This window comes from Caldicellulosiruptor obsidiansis OB47 (assembly GCF_000145215.1).
Classification (GTDB): domain Bacteria; phylum Bacillota; class Thermoanaerobacteria; order Caldicellulosiruptorales; family Caldicellulosiruptoraceae; genus Caldicellulosiruptor; species Caldicellulosiruptor obsidiansis.
In genome coordinates, this window is the sequence record NC_014392.1 from 751,958 (window position 1) to 769,874 (window position 17,917).

Annotated in this window: 13 protein-coding genes and 1 pseudogene; 10 read left to right on the top strand and 4 right to left on the bottom strand. The window is 37.7% G+C overall.

The annotated features are described in order from the left end of the window. Window positions 1–274: 274 nt before the first annotated feature. Both COB47_RS03170 and COB47_RS03175 read left to right on the top strand, forming a co-directional pair. Window positions 275–1,561 (top strand): class II aldolase/adducin family protein, encoded by a 1,287-nt coding sequence (locus COB47_RS03170; protein WP_013289962.1) that lies wholly within the window; start codon window positions 275–277, stop codon window positions 1,559–1,561. A 26-nt stretch (window positions 1,562–1,587) separates the two neighbouring features. Then, the gene (locus COB47_RS03175; RefSeq protein WP_013289963.1) at window positions 1,588–2,637 is read left to right on the top strand and encodes a class II aldolase/adducin family protein; all 1,050 of its coding nucleotides are present in this window, start codon (window positions 1,588–1,590) and stop codon (window positions 2,635–2,637) included. A 68-nt stretch (window positions 2,638–2,705) separates the two neighbouring features. On the opposite strand, the gene COB47_RS03180 is transcribed toward COB47_RS03175, so the two are convergent. Both COB47_RS03180 and srlD read right to left on the bottom strand, forming a co-directional pair. Continuing rightward, complete coding sequence (locus tag COB47_RS03180; RefSeq protein WP_013289964.1) at window positions 2,706–4,007, bottom strand: PHP domain-containing protein; 1,302 nt, start codon at window positions 4,005–4,007, stop codon at window positions 2,706–2,708. Window positions 4,008–4,035: 28 nt separating this feature from the next. Further along, window positions 4,036–4,815 (bottom strand): sorbitol-6-phosphate dehydrogenase, encoded by a 780-nt coding sequence (gene srlD / locus COB47_RS03185; protein ID WP_013289965.1) that lies wholly within the window; start codon window positions 4,813–4,815, stop codon window positions 4,036–4,038. A 208-nt stretch (window positions 4,816–5,023) separates the two neighbouring features. Here srlD and COB47_RS03190 point away from each other — a divergent pair, with 208 nt between their 5' ends. From COB47_RS03190 to COB47_RS03225, 8 genes are all read left to right on the top strand, one after another. Then, window positions 5,024–6,289 carry a zinc-binding dehydrogenase gene (locus COB47_RS03190; RefSeq protein ID WP_013289966.1) on the top strand — a complete coding sequence of 422 codons (1,266 nt, stop codon included), beginning with the start codon at window positions 5,024–5,026 and terminating at the stop codon, window positions 6,287–6,289. A 45-nt stretch (window positions 6,290–6,334) separates the two neighbouring features. After that, window positions 6,335–7,039, top strand: a complete 705-nt coding sequence (gene lipB / locus COB47_RS03195) for a lipoyl(octanoyl) transferase LipB (RefSeq protein WP_013289967.1) — start codon at window positions 6,335–6,337, stop codon at window positions 7,037–7,039. Window positions 7,040–7,041: 2 nt separating this feature from the next. Beyond that, a complete protein-coding gene (lipA, locus tag COB47_RS03200) occupies window positions 7,042–7,917 on the top strand; it encodes a lipoyl synthase (protein ID WP_013289968.1) in 876 nt (291 codons plus the stop codon). Between the two features lie 148 nt (window positions 7,918–8,065). Then, window positions 8,066–9,424: a dihydrolipoamide acetyltransferase family protein gene (locus tag COB47_RS03205; RefSeq protein ID WP_013289970.1), complete on the top strand. Its 1,359-nt coding sequence runs from the start codon at window positions 8,066–8,068 to the stop codon at window positions 9,422–9,424. Between the two features lie 26 nt (window positions 9,425–9,450). Next, window positions 9,451–10,815: a dihydrolipoyl dehydrogenase gene (gene lpdA, locus COB47_RS03210; RefSeq protein ID WP_013289971.1), complete on the top strand. Its 1,365-nt coding sequence runs from the start codon at window positions 9,451–9,453 to the stop codon at window positions 10,813–10,815. A gap of 27 nt (window positions 10,816–10,842) precedes the next feature. Continuing rightward, window positions 10,843–13,314: an alpha-ketoacid dehydrogenase subunit alpha/beta gene (locus COB47_RS03215; RefSeq protein WP_013289972.1), complete on the top strand. Its 2,472-nt coding sequence runs from the start codon at window positions 10,843–10,845 to the stop codon at window positions 13,312–13,314. Window positions 13,315–13,353: 39 nt separating this feature from the next. Beyond that, window positions 13,354–14,121, top strand: coding sequence for a DeoR/GlpR family DNA-binding transcription regulator (locus COB47_RS03220; protein ID WP_013289973.1), 768 nt, complete (start codon window positions 13,354–13,356; stop codon window positions 14,119–14,121). 24 nt (window positions 14,122–14,145) lie between these two features. After that, entirely contained in the window at window positions 14,146–15,426 is a 1,281-nt protein-coding gene (locus COB47_RS03225) for an L-rhamnose isomerase (protein WP_013289974.1), read from the top strand. Window positions 15,427–15,496: 70 nt separating this feature from the next. On the opposite strand, the gene COB47_RS03230 is transcribed toward COB47_RS03225, so the two are convergent. Next, on the bottom strand, window positions 15,497–16,981 hold the full coding sequence (locus tag COB47_RS03230; RefSeq protein WP_013289975.1) for an L-fucose/L-arabinose isomerase family protein: 1,485 nt from the start codon (window positions 16,979–16,981) through the stop codon (window positions 15,497–15,499). Window positions 16,982–17,456: 475 nt separating this feature from the next. Then, a pseudogene (locus COB47_RS12965) lies at window positions 17,457–17,797 on the bottom strand (hypothetical protein); the annotation flags it as partial. Window positions 17,798–17,917: the final 120 nt, after the last annotated feature.

Consider the following 17,917-nt stretch of genomic DNA (forward strand, 5'->3'; position numbering starts at 1 on the left):
TCTGGCAGTGGTTTGTTTTAAAATAATTTTTGCAAATTTTTAATAATCTTGTAAACAATTTATAGATTAAATTAGCAATCTGGTTAGTTTAAATTTTAGATAAATGATAGTGACAAAATATCTGAGTTGTATTATAATAATTAATAAAAGACATCAAAATCAAATATAAAAACACATAAAAGCAAAACTATTTAACTTTGACTTAAAAAATCAAGCACGAGTAAACATAAATACAAAACTGCACAAATATTAGTTGTAGAGAGGGGCACAAATTATGAAATTTGAACTACTACATCCAGCCGACCAGATAGTTATGATAATGGAGAGAATATACGGCTATGGTATGACAACAACATCTGGCGGTAACATATCAATTAAAGATGATAATGGCGATATCTGGATTACACCATCTGGGATAGACAAGGGAAGTTTAAAAAGTAGCGATATTATCCAGGTAAAAGAAGATGGAGAAATAATCGGCAAACACAATCCTTCTGTTGAACTTCCATTTCATGAGATGATATACCGTGCAAGGCCTGATATAAAAGCAATAATTCATGCGCATCCACCGGCGATTATGGCGTTTTCGCTTGCACGCAAAATTCCAAATACAAAACTGATTCCGAATGTTCATCTCATATGCGGCGAAGTTGAGCTTGTTGACTATGCTTTGCCGGGAAGCACTGAGCTTGGTCAAAAGATAGCTGATACATTCAAAAAAGGGGTATCAACAGCTGTTTTGGCAAACCACGGGATTGTTGTAGGTGCAGAAAACCTTTTCAAAGCGTTTATGGCGTTTGAAACGCTTGATTTTTGTGCTCAGCTTGAGATAAGAGCAAAGCTTATTGGTGAGCCTAAATCACTTAGACCCAAAGACATTGAGATTTCAAAAGCAAAACAGGATATTCAAATGGATGAGTTCATTCCAAAGACATATTCAAGTTTCGAAAGACTCTCAAGAAAGAAGATGTGTGAACTTATCCACAGGGCATATGACCAGAGACTTTTTACAAGCACGCAAGGAACATTTTCCCAAAGACTTAGTAGCAATTCTTTTATTATCACACCATACATGGTGGATAGAAAATACATCCAGCCAGAAGATATTGTTAGGATAGAAAATGGATACAAGGAGGCTGGAAAAAGGCCGAGCAGGTCAGTGCTTTTGCACAAGTATATTTATGAAAAGCATCCAGATGTCAATGCTATAATCATTGCTCATCCGCCGAATATAATGGCTTTTGCAGTGACAGATAATGAGTTTGATTCAAAAACAATACCCGAAACTTATATTTCTCTCAGAAATGTTAAAAAGATTCCGTTTGGTTCATCATTTATGCAGCCAAAAATGACTGCAGATGTGTTTTCTAAAGAGACTCCAGCCGTGATTGTAGAAAATGACAGTGTAATTGTTGTTGGTAAAGACCTTTTAGATGCATTTGACAAGCTTGAGGTACTTGAGTTCACTGCAAAGGCCATCATAGATGCAAGAAGATTGGGTGATGTTGTGCTAATAAGCCAAGAGGAAATCGAAGAAATAGAAAGAGCATTTAAACTGTAAAAAAATATTTTGAAAGGGATGATGAGATGGAAAAAGGTAAAAGTTTGCATGAGCTTGTATGGCTGTGCCAGAAGATTGGCAGAAAAATTGACTATGTTCAGGGTGGCGGGGGAAACATTTCTGTAAAGCTTGATTCAAGATATATGGCAATAAAAGCATCTGGTTTTAGGCTTGACCAGGTGGCAGAAGATGATGGATATGTGATTGTAGACTACGAAAAAATAAAAAGCTTTTATGAAAGTGTCAATCTTTCGCTGGTTAAAGATTATGAAAAAGAGAGTTTAGAAGTTGCTCAAAAAAGCGTTTTGAGTTTTCCTGGCAAGGTTTTAAGACCATCGGTGGAGGTAGGGTTTCACTCAATCCTTGACAGGTACGTCATCCACTCTCATTCTGTGTATGCTAATATCTTAGCTTGTTCATATGAAGGCAAGCAGCTGTGCTACCAAATATTTAAAGATGAAAATTTTAACTTTATCTGGATACCTTACATTAATCCTGGTTTTTCGTTGACTGTTAAAATTGCAGACGAACTTATGAACTTGTCAGCTGAAGATAAAAAAACAAAGGTAATCTTCATGGAAAATCATGGACTTATTGTGTCTTCAGATAATTTGAAAGAAGTCTATGAGGTGCATGAAAGGGTTAACCTTTTGATAAAAAGGTGGTTCAAAATAAGAGGGCGATATCCTTCTGCTGTGCTAAAACAAATTGGGAATAACAAATACCAGAGCAGAACAAGGTTTATTTTAGATTTTATAAAGTCTGAAAGTTTTGAAATTGACTTCTTTGAAAAGTATCCTCTTTATCCTGACCAGCTTGTTTATATAAACTCAAACTTGTACACAGAAAATCCAAAGATAGAACTAAATCCACAAAAAGGCTGTGTTGTATACAATGCAAATTATTCAGAAGCACTTGCCATTGAAGAGACCCTTCTTGCTTATCTTTATGTGATAACTAAAATCAGCAAATTAGGTCTTACTATGAAGACTATGTCAGAAGATGAAACAGAGTATATCAAAAATTGGGAGAGTGAAAAATACAGAAAAGAGCTTTTGAAGAAAATGGCAAAATAAAAAAGGCAACAAGAGGATGTTTTTTCTCAAAGACCACTTGTTGCCTTTTTGTTTAAAGATGATCACTCTTAATTGGATTGGGAACAAATCTTAATGCCAATGTATTTAAAATATTCAATTCTTCTTTCTAAATTTGGAAACTTTTCTTGCATTTTTTCTGAGAAAAATCCAAGTTCTTTGTCCTCTGTTGCCATTATCTCATGTCCAATCAAAGCCCATGTAGTATCTATCAAATGCTTGAACTCATCCTGTTTTAAAGCTTCACATATAAACCTTTGGCGAGGAGAGTTTATGTCTTCTCCGCTTATCTGGAGAAAGTTATATTTTTCACATAAGTTTTTGACTTTTTTGAGCTGGGAAAGAGTATTTCTTGAGGGCATGTATGTTACTGCTTTTATGCCAAGCTCATTTAAAACCTCAAACAGAAGTTCAAGATAATCATCTTCAAATTTTTCGCTCCTTTTATCGCCTGTGACAGAATCAACAACATCACCAAGGTAGGCATATGCAATTATTGCACCTATCTCATACGAAAACTTTACAACCTCTTTTATATCAGGGCACTCATCTGTGGCATTTATGTAGAACTTTGGAGTAAAATCGCTCTTCAGGGCACCTAAAAGGTCATACTCATAAAAAGGATTTTGCTCATCATTGAGAAAGCTTTCTATTTTTGGGTTAATATCAATTTCGAGCTCATTTTTAAGAAATCTTATCAGTTTCTCTCCTTTTCCAAGTATTTCAACAAGTTTTTTTGCCAGAGCAAAAAGTATATGTCTTTCTGTGACAGTGCCTCCTTCACTATATTTTGAAATACTCACAACATCCTTTTCAAAATCCAAAAAAATTTCGTACTTTGAAAGAAGGCTATTAATGTTTTCTACCATCAGTCTATTTCTTTTCATTCTCCTCTCCACGTACGGCTTAAAAAAGTTCATTACAGTTTCAATTTGGTTATGTGGAATTCCATGAATTGCAACATAAGCAATTGAATGCTGATCAGGATTATTTATCTTCTTGCCAAAAAGCAAAGTTTTTGAAAAGTCAGCTCTGCACTCAACACCAATTGTTGTTGCAATACCTGCTAATTTACCAGCAGCCATGAATTCCTGAGCACCAGCTATGGTATCATGGTCCATTATGCCTGCTGTCGGAAGACCGCTTTTTGCTGCCATGTAAATTGCCTTTGAAGGAGAATATGGGGAAAATGAGTAAAATGTATGTATGTGATTGTTAATAACGCTACTTTTTGGTGGCAGGGCAATCTTGCCTTGCCTGACAAGCTCAAAGAACACAGAGAGAGCTTCAAGTCTTCTCTCCTTATATTCATGATTTAGCTCTTTTTCAAGAGCAAACTCAACTTGTGCCATGTTTCCAATCTTGCTCCTTTTTCAAGATTTATCTCATTTCCTGACCACCTGTTACATTTATAGCCTGCCCAGTCATGTAGCTTGCTTCATCAGATGCTAAAAATACTAATACATTTGCAACATCGTCATATGTGCATGCACGCCTTAAAGGTACCTGACTCAAATACTTTTCTCTTATCTGTTCTGGTGTAAGTCCTTGATTTTTGGAATACTGCTCATAAAGGCTGTTTACCCACAAAGGTGAGTCAAGCAGATTTCCCGGGCATATAGCATTTACTCTAATCCCGTACTCTGCAAGCTCAAGTGCCAAGCTCTGAGTAAGACCAATGCCACCAAACTTTGATGCGGAGTACGCAGAGTTTTTGTATGACCCTTTCTTTCCAGACTTGCTATTTATCTGGATTATATTTCCTTTTCGGCGTGGAATCATCACTCTTGCTGCAGCTCTCGCACACAAGAAGTATCCAATGAGGTTTACATCTATTACCTTTTTCCACTCAGCAAGCGAAAATTCTGTAATAGGCTTTGCAATTAGTATTCCAGCATTTGCAACCATCAAATCAAGCTGGCCAAAAGTTTCAATTGTCTTGTCAACCATTGCTTCGACCTCTTGTTCGTTTGTAACATCACACTTTACAGCAATGGCTTCAGATAGGTCGCTTGCCACTTTTTGAGCACCTTCAAGGTTTATATCTGCAACAACAACCTTGCATCCTTCTTTGTCAAGTCTTCTTGCTAAAGCTTCACCAAGCCCCTGAGCTGCTCCTGTAACAATTGCAACCTGTCCCTCTAATCGTTTGCAATTCATATTTATATAACCCCCTTTGATATTGTTTTAACATGTTGTCTTTTTGCTTTGTCTACAATTAATTATACAATATATGTTGTGTTTATGTCTATATCAATTTGATTTATTTTTGACTTTATTGATTTTTTGGCCAAGATGTATTATCATTATCTTATAATAGCATTGATATTTATAGATAAGATTTTGATTTATAAAGGAGGATATAAAAATGAAGACAAAAGCTGTGAGATTATATGGCAAAAACGATTTGAGACTTGAAGAATTTGAGCTTCCACCAATAAAAGAAAACGAAATTTTAGCAAAAGTAATTTCTGATAGTCTTTGTATGTCATCTTACAAGGCAGCAATACAAGGAAGCGAGCACAAAAGAGTACCAAAAGACATAGATAAAAACCCTGTTATAATAGGTCATGAATTTTGCGGGCAAATAGTAGAGGTAGGTAAGAAGTGGCAGGACAAGTTCAAGCCAGGTGACAAATTCACGGTTCAGCCTGCGCTGAACCTCAAAGACAATCCATATGCAGCACCGGGATATTCATACCAGTATATTGGTGGTGATGCGACATACATCATTATTCCGAATGAGGTGATGGAGCAAAACTGTCTTTTAAAATATGAGGGTGATGCATTCTTTTATGGCTCGCTGGCAGAACCAATGTCGTGTATTATTGGTGCATTTCATGCAAGCTATCACACCCAGCCCGGCAAGTATATACACAAGATGGGTACATTAGAAAACGGTTTTATGGCAATCTTAGCAGGTGCTGGTCCAATGGGGCTGGGGGCTATTGACTATGCTGTGCATGGACCTAAACCGCCAAAGCTGCTTGTTGTGACAGATATAAACCAGGAAAGGTTAGATAGAGCAGCCTCGATATATACTCAAGAGGATGCTAAAAAGCATGGTGTTGACCTTTATTATGTCAATACTGCCAATATAGATAATGTTGAGAATTATCTTCTTTCATTTACTGATGGCAGAGGTTTTGATGATGTCTTTGTCTTTGCACCAGTCAGAGAACTTGTTGAACTTGCAGACAAGATTCTTGCAAGAGATGGGTGTCTAAACTTTTTTGCAGGACCGAGCGACCCTAATTTTTCAGCACTTTTGAATTTTTACAATGTCCACTACAACTCAACGCACGTTGTTGGAACAAGTGGTGGCAATACCGATGACATGATTGAAGCGCTTGATTTGATGGCAAGAGGTGTTGTCAATCCCGCTGCAATGATTACTCATATTGGAGGGCTTAACTGTGTGGCGCAAACAACTCTAAATCTTCCCAAAATCCCTGGCGGAAAAAAGCTTATATACACAAACATAGAGCTTGACCTTGTAGCAATAGAAGATTTCAAAGAAAAAGGCAAAGAAAATCCTCTTTTTGCTGAGCTTGCAAAGATTGTTGAAAGAAATAATGGTCTTTGGTGCAAAGAGGCAGAAGATTTTCTTTTGACAAATGCTAAAAAGATTTGACAGTTAAAACTGGATATTGGCAAGGATGAAAGGAAGATATGCAAAGTGTGTATAAATGTTTGTTATTTAGAAAAGGTAGACTATCAGGAAGCTCTTTCAATTCAAGAGAGCATTTGGTCTTTAAGGGTTGAGAAAAAGATTGGTGACACTCTGCTGCTGCTTGAACATCCTCATGTTATCACAATAGGAAGACGTGGCAGTAGGAAAAACATCCTTGTGTCAGAGGAATTTTTAGAGAAAATGGGTGTCAAGGTGTTTGAGGTAAGCCGTGGTGGGGATGTGACATACCACGGTCCTGGTCAGCTTGTTGGATACCCAATTTTTGATTTAGCTTTGACAGATAGAGATATAAAAAAGTTTGTATATCTTTTAGAAGAGGTTTTTATAAGACTTTTAAAAGAAGAGTTTGGAATTATAGCGCGCAGGGATGAAGATAAATACACGGGTGTTTGGGTTGGCAATGACAAGATAGTTGCTATAGGTATAGCAGTTAAAAAGTGGGTAACCATGCACGGGTTTGCTTTCAATGTAAATACAAATCTTGAACACTTTTCGTGGATTGTCCCGTGCGGACTGAAAGATAGAGGTGTTACATCCTTAGAAAGACTGATTGGAAGCACAATTCGGTTTGAAGATGTGGTGGATAAGGTTCAGACTTATTTTGGAAAGGTTTTCGGCAAGAGTTTGAATATCTTGGACAAAGAAGAACTTTTCGATTTGCTAAAAATTCAAGCGCAGGAAGGTATGTAAATATGAGCTATCTAAAAAAGCCTGATTGGCTGAAGATAAGAGTAAAGGCAGATCAAAAAATAGATGATGTCATAGAAATTTTAAAAATGTTTTCTCTTCACACGGTGTGTGAAGAAGCTCAGTGTCCAAACATTTATGAGTGCTTTTCAAAAAAAACTGCTACTTTTTTGATTATGGGAGATATATGCACTAGAAACTGTACATTTTGTGATGTCAAGAAAGGGAAACCTGAGTGTTTAAATAGTGATGAACCTGAGATGGTTGCAAATGCTGTAGGTGCATTGGGACTAAAGTATGTTGTTATAACCTCTGTTACAAGGGATGATTTGCCAGACGGTGGAGCTTCTCACTTTGCAGAGTGCATTAGAAGCATAAAAGTAAAAAGTCAACATACTAAGATTGAGGTTCTAATTCCTGACTTTAAAGGTAGTTTTGAATCAGTTTCAAAGGTTGTAGAAGCTTCACCCGATGTTGTTGCACACAACATAGAGACCATCGAAAGGTTATATCCCTGCGTAAGACCTTTGGCAAGTTATAAAAGGTCGCTCGATGTCTTGAGGATGGTAAAAGAGATTGATAAGAATATATTTACAAAATCGGGTATCATGGTTGGACTTGGTGAGACAAAAGATGAAGTTAAAAAGACGCTTGAAGACTTAAGAAAAGCAGAGTGTGATTTTGTAACAATAGGACAGTATCTATCCCCTTCCAAAAATCACCATCCTGTTGTTGAGTTTGTTCATCCAGATGCCTTTGAAGAGTACAAAGAATTTGCAATTTCAATTGGATTTAAGTTTGTTATGTCAGGTCCTCTTGTGAGAAGTTCATATATGGCAGAAAATGCAAAGGATATAATTGAAAATGTCCACAAAATATAAAATTAGAAATGCAAAAATCAAAACAACATTGACAAGAAACAAACAAAATGATACTATTAAATTGGAGATGAAAAAAGTTAACATGATAGATGAAAAAATATATCAAATCTATTGAAACAAATAAACAGGTCAAATGGAGGTCATTAATATGGCAACACCTGTAATAATGCCCAAACAGGGACAGACTGTTGAAAGTTGTATAATTACAAAGTGGTATAAGAAAAAAGGTGATAAGGTTGAAGTTGGCGACCTTTTATTTTCTTATGAGACCGACAAGGCGAGTTTTGATGAGGAAGCAAAGGTAAGTGGTGTACTTCTTGATATCTTCTTCGAAGAAGGTGAAGAAGTTCCTGTCTTAACTAATGTGTGTGTGATTGGTGAACCTGGTGAGGATGTGCAACATTTCAATCCAAAGGCTTCCTCAGAAGTCCAAAAAGTTCACATCTCACACCAGACGTATGAGCAAGATGTCCCGGGGGAAACTCAAACAAAGATTTCAAAGCACTATTCTCCAATTGAAGGGAAAATAAAAATTTCACCCAGAGCAAAGAACTTAGCTGAAAAATTAAATGTTGATTTTAGGTTTGCAAAACCTTCAGGGCCAGATGGAAGAATAATTGAAAGAGACATTTTGAAACTTTTTGAATCAGGGCCAGTGTTTACAAGTGCGGCAACACAGGAAGCAAAAGAAGTTGAAGATGTTCAAATTTTAGAGCCAACTGGCATTGGTGGTAGAATTACAACTTTTGACATTGAAAGGGCAAAGCAGGAAAGCTATGTCTCAAAAATTTCTGAGTCTTCTGGGCAGAATGTAGAATATGAAGATGTGCCGCTTTCAAATATCAGAAAGGCTATCGCAAAGGCTATGTATCTATCTCTTACCACAACAGCTCAGCTGACATTACACACATCATTTGATGCAAGTAAAATCCTTGAGTTCAGGAAAAAAGTGAAAGAAAACAGAGAAAAACTGGAGCTTGAGGATATCACAATAAACGATATAATCCTTTTTGCTGTCTCAAGGGTTTTACCAAAACACAAATTGCTCAATAGCCATTTTTTGGATGATAAAATGAGATATTTCAAGAATGTTCATCTTGGGTTTGCAGTTGACACAGAGCGTGGTCTTATGGTACCAACAATATTCAACTGTAACCAAAAGACCTTAAGTCAAATCTCAAAAGAAGCAAAGGAGCTAATTGGCCTTTGCAGAAAAGGAACAATCTCACCAGACCTTTTAAAAGGTGCAACGTTCACTATTACCAATTTAGGAAGTTTTGGTATAGAAAGTTTTACACCTGTCCTAAATCCTCCTCAGACAGGGATTTTGGGTGTAAATACAATTGTTCAGAGGTCTAAGGAAGAAAATGGACAGATAAAATTCTACCCTGCAATGGGGTTGTCACTAACGTTTGATCACAGAGCGTTAGATGGAGCCGATGCGGCAAGGTTTTTGAAGGATTTAAAGGAGCTTTTAGAAAACTTTGATTTGCTTTTGGCACTCTGATTCTGAAGAAAGGGTGAAAACTAAGAATGAAATACGACCTTATTATCATAGGTGGTGGACCTGCGGGGTATCTGGCAGCAGAAAGGGCTTCAAAAGGAGGGCTCAAAACACTGTTAATAGAAGAAAGGTATTTAGGGGGTGTTTGCCTCAATGAAGGCTGTATTCCTACAAAAACTTTACTCTATAGTGCAAAGATTTTAGAAGGAGCAAAGCACGGTTTTAAATATGGTGTTGAAGTAAAAGATATTACGTTAAACCATAAAAAGGTACTTGAAAGAAAAGACAAAGTAATAAAAACTCTTGTGACAGGAATAAAAAGTAAGCTCAGAAAAAGTGGTGCTGAAATACTCAGTGGTCATGGAGAGATTTTAGGAAGAAGCAGCAAAGGATATATTGTAGCGGTGGGGGATAAAGAATTTGCCACAGATAGGCTCTTGATTGCCACCGGTTCTTCGCCTTTTATTCCACTGATTGAAGGTGTGAAAGAGGCGCTTGAAAGAGGTTTTGTGTTGACCAACAGAGAAATCCTGGAGATTGAAAGTGTGCCAGCATCGATGATTGTGATTGGTGGGGGAATTGTTGGGCTTGAGATAGCATCATATTTCAGTTCGGCAGGTTCAAAAGTGACTGTGATTGAAATGCTTGACCACATTGGCGGCAGCATGGACAGGGAAATTTCTAATATACTGCTTGAAATATACAAGAAAAAGGGAGTTGAGTTTGAACTTTCAGCAAGAGTTACTAAGATTGATGAAGGAAAAGTGGTGTATGAAAAAGATGGAAAGTTTTTTGAAAAAGAGGCTGAAAAGGTTTTGCTAAGCGTCGGGAGAAGGCCAAATATCACAGGATTTGGACTTGAAAACATAGGAGTTGAGCTTGAGAAAGGGTGTGTAAAAACAGATGATAGAATGAAGACCAATGTCCAAGAGGTGTATGCTGCAGGGGATATAAACGGCAAGCTCATGCTTGCTCATACAGCATACAGAGAAGCAGAAGTTGCTGTATGGAATATACTAGGTAGAAAAGTAAAAGTAAACTACAATTCTATTCCTTCTGTTGTATATACAAACCCGGAGGTTGCATGGGTGGGTGAAAGTGAAGAGTCAATAAAAGGAAAAGGTTTAGAATATGAAGTTATAAAACTTCCCATGCTTTACAGTGGGAGGTTTGTTGCTGAAAATGAAGAATTTGATGGACTTTGCAAAATATTGATTGATAAAAGGAAACGCACAATACTTGGCTGTCACATGATAGGAAACTACGCTTCAGAAATAATTTACGGTGTTGGTATTATGATTGAGATGCAATTGAGAGTTGAGGATATAAAAGATATTGTATTTCCACATCCGACAGTTAGCGAAATTATAAGAGAGGTCATATTTGAACTATAGAATTTGTGGGGGAGGTTGATTTTAAAGATGCCAAAGTCACAGTTTATTGACCCAAACGAAGTAAGAAAAAGTGGCTGGATAAAATTTTTTGATATTCCTGTAAACCAATATAACAGAACGTTAGAAGAGGAGAGACAAAACTTTTCAGATGACCAGCTGATTAGAATTTACAGAGACATGCTTATAATCCGCGAATTTGAGACAATGCTTTCTTTAATAAAAACAACAGGAGAATACAATGGAATAAAGTATGACTATCCAGGACCGGCACACCTATCGATTGGTCAAGAAGCAGCAGCGGTAGGGCAGGCTTTTGTGTTGGATAAAGATGATTTTATATTTGGTTCACATAGAAGTCATGGAGAGGTTATAGCAAAAGGTCTTTCAACAATTGAAAAACTCAGTGACGATGAACTTTTAAAAATCATGGAGAGCTATTTTGATGGAGCAATACTTAGAGTTGTGGAAGAAAACTTAAAAAATATCTCAAGCATTAAAGAACTTTCAGTCAATTTTTTCTTGTATGGTGCGCTTGCCGAGATATTTGGAAGAGAGACGGGGTTTCAAAAAGGTCTTGGCGGGTCCATGCATGTGTTCTTTCCACCATTTGGAATTTACCCGAACAATGCAATTGTTGGCGGGTCTGCTGACATTGCAGTAGGAGCAGCTTTGTTTAAGAAAATCAATAAGAAAAATGGCATTGTTGTTGTCAATATTGGTGACGGTTCGATGGCGTGTGGACCTGTATGGGAGGCTATGTGCCTTGCTACAATGGACCAGTACAAAAAACTATGGGATGAGGAGTACAGAGGTGGTCTTCCAATAATCTTCAATTTTATGGACAATCAGTATGCTATGGGTGGGCAGACACGCGGTGAGACAATGGGATATGACATGCTTGCAAGGGTCGGAGCAGGTGTTAATCCTGAACAGATGCATGCAGAGCGTGTTGACGGTTACAATCCACTGGCTGTAATTGATGCAATGAAGAGAAAGAAATACCTGCTTGAACAAAAACAAGGTCCGGTTCTTTTAGATATTGTCACATACAGGCTCACAGGCCACTCACCATCTGACTCATCTTCTTACAGGACAAAAGAGGAGATTGAAGCATGGGCAGTTCAGGACCCAATTGTAACTTATAGGGATGAGTTAATCAGAGCAGGCATTGTGACAGAAGAAAAGATACAGGAGATTCAAAGCTATGTAAAAGAGCTTATAACAAAGATATGTGCACTTGCTGTTGATGAAAATGTTTCACCAAGAATAAATCTTGTGAAAGACCCTGATGGTATAGCCAAATATATGTTCTCAAATCAAAGGATTGAAAAGATGGAAGACAGAACTCCTGAGGTTTTGATTCCAAAAGAAGAGAATCCGCGTGTAAAACAAATAAAGAACAAAATAAGAGTTGGGATTATTGACGGAAAACCTGTTCCAAAGGCAAAGGTGTTCAATCTCAGAGACGCAATATTTGAAGCGCTGCTTGATAAGTTCTACACAGACCCGACACTTATCTCATACGGGGAAGACTTGCGCGACTGGGGCGGAGCTTTTGCGGTCTACAGAGGACTTACAGAGTCGCTCCCATACCACAGACTGTTTAACACCTGTATCTCAGAAGGTGCAATAGTTGGGTCTGCAGTTGGATATGGTATGTGTGGTGGCAGGGTTGTTGTAGAGATAATGTACTGTGATTTTATTGGAAGGGCGGGGGATGAGATATTCAACCAGCTTGCAAAATGGCAGGCAATGAGCGCAGGGACATTAAAGATGCCTGTTATTGTGAGGGTTTCTGTTGGTTCAAAATATGGCGCACAGCATTCTCAGGACTGGACTTCTATTGTCTCTCACATTCCTGGACTTAAAGTTGTATTCCCGGCCACACCTTATGATGCAAAAGGTCTTATGAACAGCGCACTGTCTTCCACAGACCCAGTGATATTTTTTGAAAGCCAAAGACTGTATGATATTGGAGAGCTTTTTCACAAAGAGGGTGTACCAGAAGGATATTATGAGGTTCCAATTGGTGAACCTGATATCAAAAAAGAAGGTAAGGACATTACAATTCTAACAGTTGGGGCAACGCTGTACAGAGCACTCGATGCAGCCAAAATCTTGGAAGAAAAGTATGGAGTGAGCGCTGAAATCATCGATGCAAGATCGCTTGTGCCTTTTAACTATGAAAAGGTGATCGAATCTGTCAAAAAGACAGGAAGGATTGTACTAACATCTGACGCATGTGCAAGGGGCTCAATTTTGAAAGACATGGCAGCAACGATTGCTGACCTTGCCTTTGACTATCTGGATGCGCCGCCTGTTGTAGTTGGCTCCAAAAACTGGATTGTTCCTGCATACGAATTTGAAAACTATTTCTTTCCGCAAGCTGACTGGATTATTGATGCAATTCATGAAAGGATTATGCCGCTCAAAGGGCATGTGCCAAAGAACAACTTCACAACAAATGAGATTTTAAGGATAAACAGACTTGGTATATAATACTTTTAAACCCAAGATGAATTTTTGGGATGTGGTGTTGTGAATGATTTCAGAAAACAAAAAATTCTTTCTATATTAGAACAAAAAGGGGAAATCCAGCTTCAGAAACTCAAAGAATTTTTTCCCGACGTATCAACAATGACGCTACGACGCGACTTGATTGCGCTTGAAAAGGAAGGACACCTCATTCGGACGCATGGTGGTGCTATCAGCACAAAAAAGTTGTGGCAACTAACTGGCCAGGAAGACGAATATTCAAAACGTGCTCAGGAAAATATTGAAGCAAAAATGAAGATTGCAAATATTGCAAAGGGACTTGTTGAAAAAAACAGGTCAATATATTTCGACGCAGGTTCTACTATCATGTGTCTTGCCAAAATTATCGATGATAGCAATTTCACAATCATCACAAGCGGACTTAACATTGCACTTGAACTTGCGAAAAAGAAGAATGTCTTTGTTGTGATGCTTGGAGGAATTGTCAACAGCAACACCTTATCAGTGTCTGGTCCAAACGCCATATTTTCTCTTGATAGAATGAACATTGACATTGCTTTTATGAGCGCGTCAGGATTTTGTCTTGAAACAGGATTTAGTGTTTCAAATGCATATGAAGGTGAGCTCAAAAAAAGGATAATTGAGCAGAGTCAGAAAGTAGTGATGCTTATGGATACTTCAAAGGTAAGAAGGAATATGCCATTTTCATATGCAAGGCTTGATGAGATTGACATATGGGTTTGCGAAAAAGCTCTTCCAGAAGATATTGAAAAAGCTGCCCGTGATTGCGGTGTTAAGATTCTGTATTGAAAGAAAAGAGAGGGGAGGTTTTTTATGAACTTAGATTACGAAAAGATTCTTGCTGATTATGAAAGGGCAAAAGAGGTTTATAAGGACTTTGGTGTTGACACAGATGAAGTCTTAAGCAAGATGAAAGGAATTAGTATTTCACTTCACTGCTGGCAGGGCGATGATGTGACGGGTTTTGAAGAAGCAACAAAAGGCATGGGCGGTGGCGGGATTTTAGCGACAGGAAATTATTTTGGCAGAGCGAGAAATGGTGATGAACTCAGGTCTGATTTAGAGTTTGCTATGAGCCTCATTCCTGGCAAACACAAGGTAAATCTTCACGCTATATATGCTGAGACAGATGGGAAAAAGGTTGAGAGGAATGAGCTTTCAATTGACCACTTTGAAAAGTGGCTCAAGTGGGCAAAAGAAAGGGATATAGGGATTGATTTTAATCCCACATTTTTTGCCCATCCAAAAGCACAGTCAGGATACACACTCTCAAGCACAGATACAGAGATCAGGAAGTTCTGGATAGAACATGGTATAAAATCAAGAGAAATTGCATCCCAGATAGGGAAAGAGCTAAAGAAGACCTGTATAAATAACATATGGATTCCTGATGGTTCAAAAGACTTTACAGCAAAGAGGTATGAGCACAGGAAGATTTTAAAAGAATCTTTAGATGAGATATTTTCAGCATCTGTTGACAAAACTTATCTTGTTGATTCTGTTGAAAGCAAGCTTTTCGGAATTGGGTCTGAGGCATTTGTTGTTGGGTCTCATGAATTTTACATGGGCTATGTTTTTACAAGCAAGCACGATATAGCAATTTGTTTTGACCTTGGACATTTCCATCCAACAGAAAGTGTGGCTGACAAGATTTCGTCAGTTTTAGCATTTTCAAAAAAAGTACTTTTGCATTTGAGTCGTGGTATGAGATGGGACAGCGATCATGTTGTTGTGCTAAACGATGAAGTGGTGTCTGTTTCGCAGGAAGTAAAAAGAGCAGACGCTTTTGACAGAGTATTTTTTGCCCTGGACTTTTTTGATGCAAGTATAAACAGGATTATTGCTTGGGTTACAGGTGCAAGAGCTGCTTTAAAATCAATTCTGTATGCTTTGCTTGAACCAACACATCTTTTAAATGAAGCTGAAGAGGAAGGAGATTTTGGAAAAAGGCTTGCGCTTTTAGAAGAGTTTAAAACTTTACCATTTGGTGCTGTGTGGAATAAATTCTGTTATGAAAGTAACATCCCTGTTGGGAACAGCTGGCTTGACAAAGTAAAGGAGTACGAGGAGAAGGTGTTGAAAAGTAGGATATAAAAACAAAAAAGGCTGCAGTTTGCGGTTTTGGATTATATAAAACCCACTGCAGCCTTTTTTATATCAGCAATTATTTAAACGGATTTTCATCCTTGTAGAGCATATTTGCTGGTTGATTGAACGATATGTCATCAACACCCAGCATTTTCATTGCGTCAAATAGAACTTTTCCGATGTGTTTGAATGCAACTGCTGTGTGGTGCGGGAACCGCTTTTGAATCAAAACGTATCTGTAGAATCTACCCATTTCTTTTATTGCAAAAACACCAATTCCTCCAAACGAACGTGGGTCAACGTCAATTACCTCACCCTGTGCAACGTACGACCTGAGCAAACAGTCAGCTGTTGATTGAAGTCTGAATATTGTTATTTCTCCAGGTTTTATTGCACCTTCAAGTGTTCCGCGTGTGATATCAGGTTCTTTATCAGGTTCTAAAAGTCTATGCATAATAAGCTGGTATCTCATCTCTGCATATTTCATATGGCAAATTGGAGTATTTCCACAGTGGAATCCCATGAAAAGGTCTGTTAGCTTGTAATCTTTGAATTTATCCTTATTTGCTTCATACATATCTTTTGGCACTGTGTTGTTTATATCAAGGATTGTTGCAGGAAGCTGTGTTGCAAGTGTAACTATATATTCGCTCAGTGCTCCGTATATGTCAACCTCGCATGCCACAGGAATACCTCTTGATGCAAGCCTTGCATTCACATAGCAAGGAACAAATCCAAACTGTGTCTGAAAAGCTGGCCAGCACTTGTTAGCAAATATTGCAAACTTGCAGCTACCGCGGTATTTTTCATACCAGTCCATCAAGGTGAGCTCATATTGAGCAAGCTTTGGCAAGATACCTGGGTGTTTGTTACCAGTGCCAAGCTCGTCTTGCATTTGTTTTACAATCTCAGGTATACGCGGGTCGTCTTTGTGGTTGTTGAAAGCCTCAAACAGATCAAGCTCAGAGTTTTCCATTATCTCTATGCCGAGGTCATAAAGAGGTTTTATTGGTGCGTTGCATGCAAGAAAATCCTGAGGACGTGGTCCAAAACTGAAGATTTTTAGGTTCTTTACTCCTATCACAACTCTTGCAACATCTACAAAATGTGCAATCATATTTGCAACTTCTTCTGCATCGCCCACAGGATACTCAGGGATATAGGGATTGAGCTTTCTCAGACCTATATTGTACGAAGCGTTTAGCATACCACAGTAAGCATCGCCACGACCATCAAACAGATTTTCTTGTGTCTCTTCGGCTGCTGCGACAAACATAGAAGGTCCGTCGAACTTTTGTGCAAGCATTGTTTCAGGTCCTTCTGGACCAAAGTTTCCAAGATATACAACAAGAGCATTTACGCCTGCTACTTTAAGTTCATCTAAAGCTTTTAAAACGTCGTTTTCATTTTCTACTGTTGTCTTTGCTTCAAAAATGTCAATGCCAAGACGTTTGCACGTTTCAACCACCGCTTTTCTTCTTTTTTCAGAAAGTGTGATGGGGAAACAGTCTCTGCTGACTGCCACAATTCCAGGCTTAACTTCAGGCATATTCTGAATCATTTCAAATATTCCCTCCCAAATGTTCTTGTAAATTCGGAAATGTCCTTATAATCAAATTATATACTTTTCAACTTGTGCATACAATAAATTAATACCATTATATTCCAGTTATAATTAAAAAAATTGTTCACATACAAGTTAAGTGTGAAACTTTGTAGCTTTTTATAATGTGTTTGTAAGAATTTGGATAAAGAATAAGAACATAGGGAAGACTAATCAAGAATTTTGTGTTTCCAATTTATAATGTAAATTATAGAGTTAGGTTATATTATTGATGCATTTTCTAATGCTGGGAACTCCATTTTTCTATTTTGCATAGCGTAAGTTCTCTTCCTGTAAGTAAATATTAATTTCTAAGATACAGGCAGCTGAAAGTATCCATCTGAGTTTACTTCTTGCCTTTTCATAAATATTAAGGAAAGTCATCGCATATGACAATTAGAATCTCTTTTAGCCCTCTTGCAATTAATGGTCAAAAACTTTCATTTAGGTAAGCCTTATTTTCTTTGCCGAAGAAAGCGTATATGCTGAAAATGTCTTTTTTACCATTCCAAAGTCGATACCGAGGCAGGCATTGCAAGTAGCAAATTTGCTCTTACAATTACCTTAACTTCACTTTTGAATAACCATTGCTTTTGTCATTTTCGTTTTTAGCAAGGCTACTTATCTTTCTGATAACATAAAGCAATCGAGCAGGTTTTACTTTTTGTTGCTTTAGGGCTGGGCGGTTAGGATCATCACAGGAAGCAATACATATTTAATACTTGCTTCTTTTGCCATGTTTTTAGCAGTCTCAATAATTTCGTTTTTATTCATTTTAAGTAGCCCCCTTTGATGATTATTTCAATACTAATTATACAGTGGACACAATTTTGTTTTAACTTCCTGTTAAAATAAAAACTACTACAGCAAAAGGCTGTGGTTTTCGTTTTTTTG